Source organism: Dietzia sp. DQ11-44 (assembly GCF_014145205.1).
GTDB classification, from domain to species: Bacteria; Actinomycetota; Actinomycetes; order Mycobacteriales; family Mycobacteriaceae; genus Dietzia; species Dietzia natronolimnaea.
The window spans coordinates 1-6929 of record NZ_JAALEC010000706.1; the positions used below are offsets into that span (position 1 = coordinate 1).

Here is a 6929-nt window from a genome sequence, read left to right on the forward strand (position 1 = left end):
CACGAGACTCGCGCGGAGGGCCCCGCCACCGGCGCCGAGACGGTCGCCGACTCGCCGGGGCCGTTCCTCGTGGTGGCGCCCTCGTCGGTCGTGCCCAACTGGGAGGCCGAGGCCCGGAGGTTCGTGCCCTCGCTGCGCGTGGCCCGACGCTCGGCCACGGAGAGCAAGTCGCCCACGACCGTGGCCGAGGACGCGGCCGTCCACGACATCGTGGTCACCTCCGCGACCGTCCTGCGACTGAACGCCGAGGCGTACGCGGGGATCGAGTGGGCCGGGGTGATCCTGGACGAGGCCCAGCAGGCCAAGAACCCCTCGTCCAAGCTGTTCGCCGCTCTCGCCGGGCTGCGGGCCGACTTCCTGCTCGCGGTCACCGGCACGCCCATGGAGAACAACCTCACCGAACTGTGGGCGATCGCGGCCCTGTCCTGTCGGGGGGTGCTGCCCGACGCCAAGGAGTTCCGCGCGCTGTTCCGGACCCCGATCGAGAAGGACGGCGACGCCGAGGCACTGCGTCGCCTGCGCCGCCGACTGCGGCCGTTCCTGCTGCGGCGCCGCAAGGAGTTGGTGGCCGGCGAGCTGCCGCCACGCACCGATGCGGTGATGGAGGTAGAACTCTCGGTCGCGCACCGCCGGGTCTACGAGCGCGAGCTCGCCCGTCAGCGGGCATCGCTGCTCGCGCTGCTAGACGACTTCGACTCCAACCGAATCAGCATCCTCGCCGGCCTCACCGTGCTGCGCCGGCTGTGCCTGGACCCCTCGCTGGTGGACCCCGATCACGCATCCATCCCCTCCGCCAAGACCGATGAGCTCATCGCGTCGCTGCGGGAGGTCGTGGCCGAGGGGCACCGGGCGCTGGTGTTCAGCCAGTTCACCAGCTACCTCGACACGGTGGTCGACAGGCTGCACGCCGAGGGGATCACGGTCGCTCACCTCGACGGCAGGACCACCGACCGAGCGGGAGCCGTCGGCAGGTTCACGGAGGGTGGCGCGCAGGTGTTCTGCCTGAGCCTCAAGGCCGGGGGAGTGGGCCTCAACCTGGTGGGCGCCGACTACGTCTTCCTCCTGGACCCGTGGTGGAACCCGGCCACCGAGGCGCAGGCCGTGGACCGTGCGCACCGGATCGGTCAGACCCGCCCGGTGCTGGTCTACCGGATGGTCGCCCGAGACACCATCGAGGAGCGGGTGGTGGAGTTGCAGCGGCGCAAGGCCGAGCTCTTCGCGTCCGTGCTGGATAGGGGGGAGCACTTCTCCGCGGCACTCACGGCCGACGACCTGCGGGGGCTGATCGAGTAGCGGCGCGGGTGATCACCGCACCGCCGGCATCGCCAACCCCGCGGCCACCGCGGCCCCGAAGAGTGCCGTGTCCCGGGACGGGGAGAACACGACCCGCGGCGTCGGGATGGTGTGCGGCAGCGTGTGCAACTGCTCGGCGACCGGCCCGTGCAGCGCCTCGCCCAGGCCCACCACGATCCCGCCGGTGAGCAGGACCGTGCGCGGCCGGAACAACTGGACGGCGTCCACCACGAAGGAGCCCACCCGGTGGGCGTAGATCTCGGCGGCACCGTCGCCGTGTTCCCGCTCGAGGTCGTAGAGCCCGTGCCCGCCCAGACCCCACCACGCCTCGGTGGTGCCGCCGTCCACGACCAGCCGCCAGTGCCCGAGGTCCCACCCGGTGGGCCCGCACGGGTGGATGAGCGCACCGTGGCGGTTGAGCGCCCCGAAGGACAGGGTGGTGCCCAGGGAGATGGCGATGCCGCCGAACTCGACGTCCGGCAGCTGGGTCAGGGCCAGGGCGTGGGCATCGCCGTGACCGATCACGGACACCGGGGCGTCCAGGAGGGCGACCAACTGGGAGCGCATCGGCCCCTCGGCCCAGGCGGCGGCGCGGGAGGCCTCGATGACCCCACGGTCGGCGTCGACGTGCCCGCTGACAGACACGCCGACGCCGCTGGGGAGGGGATCGACGGCCCGGATCACCGCGGCCAGATCCTCGGCGGTGGCCACCTCGGCCCCGTGGACTCCCACCACGCGGCCGTCGACCACGGCACCGATCCGCGTCCCGCTGCCGCCGATGTCGACGACGACGCCGTTCCTCATCAGATCGCCTCCCGTTCCACACCGACCATTGTCACCAATAGTTCGTAGCGGGCGGGCCATTGGGTGTGGTGGGGTGCTACCCGGTATCGGTGCTACCCCGTATCGATGTTGCGGATCGGGTCGCTCGCCTGGCCCACGGTTCCGCAGTAGAGCTTGGCCGACTCCTGGTTCAGCGTCACCTCCATGCCGGCGGGATCGGACTGCCCCTTCTCGTCGAGGAAGGTGGTGATCACCTCGCGCTGGTCCTCGGGCGGCATCTCCATGTAGTCGCCGCAGGTGGTGTCACCGCCCTGGTTGGGGTCCATCGCGTTGCAGCCGGTCAGGGTCGCCAGCACGAGGGCGGCGGTGGCGACCGGGACGGCCAGCGTCGCGGATCGGGTGCGGGTGGGCATGGGGACCTCCGGGGGGATGACGACGACGAGGTGAGCGGTCGATGAGGTGAGCGTAGGCGCGCGGGGTGACGGACATCACCATTCGACCGGGATTCGGCGGAGCGCATCGGGAGTTCTAGTAGATATGACAACATCTTTTGAGGTTCCGACCGCCCTGACCCTGGACTCCGCTGCGCAGGACCTGCTCTTCCGGGAGGCCCGTTCCGCCAACGCGTTCACCGACGAGCCCGTCACCGACGAGCAGCTCCGCGCGATCTATGACCTGGTCAAGTGGGCCCCGACGTCGATGAACAACCAGCCGCTGAGGATCGTCGTGGTGCGGTCCGAGGAGGCCAAGGCCCGACTGTTGCCGCACCTGGCCGAGGGCAACCGGGCCAAGACCGCCGCCGCGCCGGCCGTCGCGCTGCTCGCCGCCGATGTGGACTTCCACGACGAACTACCCCGGCTCTTCCCCCACTTCCCCGGCGCCCGCGACCTGTTCGCGGACGAGGCCGCGCGGGCCGGTGTGGCCGAGCTCAACGCGAGCCTGCAGGTCGGCTACACCATCCTGGGCATCCGCGCAGCGGGTCTCGCCGCCGGCCCGATGACCGGGTTCGACGCCGAGGGGATCGCCGCGGAGTTCTTCCCCGACGGGCGACACCGCGTCCTCGTGGCGATCAACATCGGCACGCCGGCGGAGAACGCCTGGTTCGACCGGCTGCCGCGACTCGACTACGACGAGGTCGTCACGACCCTCTGAGGGGTTGCCACGGCAGCCCGCGCGTCGCCAGTAGTTCGCGCGTCACAGGCAGCCGACGAGTCGTAGCGCGAACTGGTCGCCGTAGCCCAGGATCGTCGGAGGGTGCGGGCCCGGCCGTTCCGCCATGACCTCGGGCCCGTGCGCCACGGCGTGGTCGACGCCCACGGCGTGCATGAGTTCGTGAAGCGTCAGGCTGCGGGTCCAGGCGTCCCCGGGGACGGGGCTGATCTGATCCGGCCGCAGGGTCACCGAGCCCTGGAGAACCAACCCTCGCGGCCACACCGTGACGCCGCCCAGTCCCGCGATCTCGGGGTCGGTGTGGAACATGGGGTGGTCTCCGTAAGTCACGGAGATGGCGCCGTCGCCTTCGCGCTCTCCCTCGGCACCGGGCCCCGCGTACCTGAGAGGGAGGCCGCTGGCGAAGGCGAGCGTCTCGACCGCCCACGCGAGGTCGGGCTCGCTGCCCGGCGGTGCGTCGTAGGAGCGCACGGGGATCTCGTGCTCGCACGGCCAGTGGGCGATATACCCGTCCTCGGTGGCCTCGACGGCGTAGTCGACCCCCGCGATCAGCCCGGCAGGGGGCTGGATGTCGGCGGCGCGGCGCGGTGACCACTCGCCCCGGAGCGGGACGGCAGTCCCCGGGACCGTGGAGTTGGCGGCATCGGCGTGGGCGGGCCTGAACAGGCCGCCGTCCCCGCCTGACACGCGAGCGGCGCCCTCGCCGAAGGAGGCGACGGTGCCGCGGTGCTCTTCGGGGACCATCGCCAGGAGGGCCGGCGAGGATCCGACGACCGCCAGCGCCAGGACGAGCGGTACGACGATCGCCAGCAGGTAGGCGGAGAAGCTGACGGCGGGATGAACGGATCGCTGTCTGTTCACGGCGCGGGGTGGGGTGAGGGGGTCAACGGGGGCCTGTCCTGGGTCGATGCGAGGGAGGGGCCTCGCGGTACCGCTAAGAATCTACTCACGTGGTGGCGGCGTTCACACCAGATTCTTTGACTTGAGCGGAATAGACTCAACTGTTCGGCAGTTGTACGGACTGTCCGGTCCCGATGTGGGCCGGTATTGACCCGAGTACGCTCAAGAACACGTCGAAGAAAGGACCGGTCGATGAGCCAGTTCAACCCCACGACCAAGACCCAGGCGGCTCTGTCGGCCGCCGTCCAATCCGCCTCGGCGGCAGGGAACCCGGATGTCCGTCCGGGCCACCTCCTCGTGGCGCTGCTCGAACAGCAGGACGGGATCGCCACGCCCCTGCTCCAGGCATGTGGGGTGGACCCGCAACTGGCGCTCACGCAGGCCAAGGCCCTCACCGCGAGTTACCCCAGCGCGTCGGGCTCGGGGCTGGCCGCCCCCAACTTCAACCGCGACGCCCTCGCCGTCATCAGTTCTTCCCAGACCCTCGCGTCCGAGATGGGCGACGACTACGTCTCCACCGAGCACGTCCTGGTCGGCATTGCCGCCGGCCACACCGGGGGCGATGCGGCCAAGCTCCTCAATGAACTCGGCGCCACCGAGGACGCGCTGAAGCAGGCGTTCGCCGCGGTCCGCGGCAACACGCGCGTGACCACCGAGAACCCCGAGGACCAGTACCAGGCGCTCGAGAAGTACTCGACGGATCTCACGGCCCGGGCACGTGAGGGCAAGATCGACCCGGTCATCGGGCGCGACTCGGAGATCCGGCGGGTGGTCCAGGTCCTGAGCCGCCGCACCAAGAACAACCCGGTGCTCATCGGCGAGCCCGGCGTGGGCAAGACCGCCATCGTCGAGGGGCTGGCCCGGCGAATCGTGGACGGCGACGTCCCCGAGTCGCTCAGGGGCAAGACCCTGCTCTCGCTGGACCTGGGTTCGATGGTCGCGGGCGCCAAGTACCGCGGTGAGTTCGAGGAGCGGCTCAAGGCCGTGCTCGACGAGATCACGGCCTCCGAGGGGCAGATCATCACCTTCATCGACGAGGTCCACACCATCGTCGGCGCCGGCGCGACCGGCGAGGGGTCCATGGACGCCGGGAACATGATCAAGCCGATGCTCGCCCGCGGTGAGCTACGCCTGGTCGGTGCCACCACGCTCGACGAGTACCGCAAGTACATCGAGAAGGACGCCGCCCTCGAACGCCGCTTCCAGCAGGTGTACGTGGGGGAGCCGAGCGTCGAGGACACGGTCGGCATTTTGCGCGGACTCAAGGAGCGCTACGAGGTGCACCACGGCGTGCGCATCACCGACTCTGCGCTCGTCTCCGCGGCCGCGCTGTCGGATCGCTACATCACCCAGCGGTTCCTCCCCGACAAGGCGATCGACCTGGTCGACGAGGCCGCGAGCCGGCTCAAGATGGAGATCGACTCCCGACCGGAGGAGATCGACGCCGCCGAGCGGATCGTGCGCCGACTCGAGATCGAGGAGGTGGCACTGCAGAAGGAGACCGATGCGGCGTCCAAGGACCGGCTCGTCGCGCTCCAGTCCGAGCTCGCCGACTCCAAGGAGAAGCTCGCCGAGCTGACCGCCCGGTGGCAGAACGAGAAGACCGCCATCCAGGGTGTGCAGAAGGTCAAGGAGGAGCTCGACGCGCTGCGCACCGAGTCCGAGAAGGCCGAGCGGGACGGCGACTACGCACGGGTCGCCGAGATCCGCTACGGACGGCTGCCCGAGCTGGAGAAGCAGCTCGCCCAGGCGGAGGAGAACGACGCCGCCTCCAACGCGATGCTCAAGGAGGAGGTCGGCCCGGAGGACGTCGCCGAGGTCGTCTCCGCCTGGACCGGGATCCCCGTGGGCAAGATGCTCCAGGGCGAGACCGAGAAGCTCCTGCGCATGGAGGACGAGATCGCCCGTCGGGTCGTCGGCCAGAGCGAGGCGGTCCGGGCCGTGTCCGATGCGGTCCGCCGGTCGCGCGCCGGGGTCGCCGACCCCGACCGGCCCACCGGCTCCTTCCTCTTCCTCGGCCCCACGGGTGTCGGCAAGACGGAGCTGGCCAAGGCGCTCGCCGAGTTCCTGTTCGACGACGAGCGGGCCATGGTCCGGATCGACATGAGCGAGTACTCGGAGAAGCACAGCGTCTCGCGGCTGGTGGGTGCCCCTCCGGGGTACGTCGGCTACGAGGCCGGCGGGCAGCTCACCGAGGCCGTGCGGCGGCGTCCGTACACGATCGTCCTGCTCGACGAGGTCGAGAAGGCGCACCCGGATGTCTTCGACATCCTCCTGCAGGTGCTCGACGACGGCCGTCTCACCGACGGCCAGGGGCGCACGGTCGACTTCCGCAACACGATCCTCGTGCTCACCTCCAACCTGGGGGCGGGTGGATCGCGGGAGCAGACGATGGACGCGGTCAAGCGCGCCTTCAAGCCGGAGTTCATCAACCGGCTCGACGACGTGGTGATGTTCGACTCGCTCAGCGAGGAGCAGCTCGAGTCGATCGTCGACATCCAGATCGACGAGCTCGCGCGGCGACTCAAGGGTCGGCGACTGACCCTCGAGGTCGACGACGCGGCCAAGGGGTGGCTGGCGCGGCGCGGGTACGACCCGGCCTACGGCGCCCGCCCGCTGCGCCGGCTGGTGCAGCAGGCGATCGGCGACAAGCTGGCCCGGGCCCTGCTCGGCGGCGACATCCGCGACGGCGACACCGTGCGGGTCTCGCTGGCGGAGGACGGCGAGTCGCTCACGCTGAGCTGACGCCCGTCGCCTGAGCTGGCGGGAACGAGCCGGCGGGA

General features: G+C 70.5%; 6 protein-coding genes. 3 read left to right on the forward strand and 3 right to left on the reverse strand.

Annotated elements, in window-relative coordinates:
- A partial coding sequence (locus G6018_RS15920; protein ID WP_182640136.1) for a DEAD/DEAH box helicase occupies positions 1 to 1293 on the forward strand: 1293 nt, incomplete at its 5' end.
- A gap of 12 nt (positions 1294 to 1305) precedes the next feature.
- Here G6018_RS15920 and G6018_RS15925 read toward each other — a convergent pair.
- Complete coding sequence (locus G6018_RS15925; RefSeq protein WP_182609706.1) at positions 1306 to 2097, reverse strand: ROK family protein; 792 nt, start codon at positions 2095 to 2097, stop codon at positions 1306 to 1308.
- Positions 2098 to 2189: 92 nt separating this feature from the next.
- On the reverse strand, positions 2190 to 2489 hold the full coding sequence (locus G6018_RS15930; protein WP_179523518.1) for a hypothetical protein: 300 nt from the start codon (positions 2487 to 2489) through the stop codon (positions 2190 to 2192).
- A gap of 124 nt (positions 2490 to 2613) precedes the next feature.
- Between G6018_RS15930 and G6018_RS15935 the strand changes: the two genes are divergently transcribed.
- Positions 2614 to 3228, forward strand: a complete 615-nt coding sequence (locus G6018_RS15935) for a malonic semialdehyde reductase (protein ID WP_179523517.1) — start codon at positions 2614 to 2616, stop codon at positions 3226 to 3228.
- Positions 3229 to 3270: 42 nt separating this feature from the next.
- Here the strand turns inward: G6018_RS15935 and G6018_RS15940 are convergent, their stop codons facing one another.
- Positions 3271 to 4107 carry a hypothetical protein gene (locus G6018_RS15940; protein ID WP_182609707.1) on the reverse strand — a complete coding sequence of 279 codons (837 nt, stop codon included), beginning with the start codon at positions 4105 to 4107 and terminating at the stop codon, positions 3271 to 3273.
- Between the two features lie 231 nt (positions 4108 to 4338).
- Between G6018_RS15940 and clpB the strand changes: the two genes are divergently transcribed.
- Positions 4339 to 6891 (forward strand): ATP-dependent chaperone ClpB, encoded by a 2553-nt coding sequence (clpB, locus tag G6018_RS15945; protein WP_182640137.1) that lies wholly within the window; start codon positions 4339 to 4341, stop codon positions 6889 to 6891.
- The last annotated feature ends 38 nt before the right edge of the window (positions 6892 to 6929 follow it).

Coding starts and splice junctions, on each gene's coding strand:
- G6018_RS15925 (WP_182609706.1), bottom strand. CDS start 2,097: ATGAGGAACGGCGTCGTCGTCGACATCGGCGGCAGCGGGACGCGGATC.
- G6018_RS15930 (WP_179523518.1), bottom strand. CDS start 2,489: ATGCCCACCCGCACCCGATCCGCGACGCTGGCCGTCCCGGTCGCCACC.
- G6018_RS15935 (WP_179523517.1), top strand. CDS start 2,614: ATGACAACATCTTTTGAGGTTCCGACCGCCCTGACCCTGGACTCCGCT.
- clpB (WP_182640137.1), top strand. CDS start 4,339: ATGAGCCAGTTCAACCCCACGACCAAGACCCAGGCGGCTCTGTCGGCC.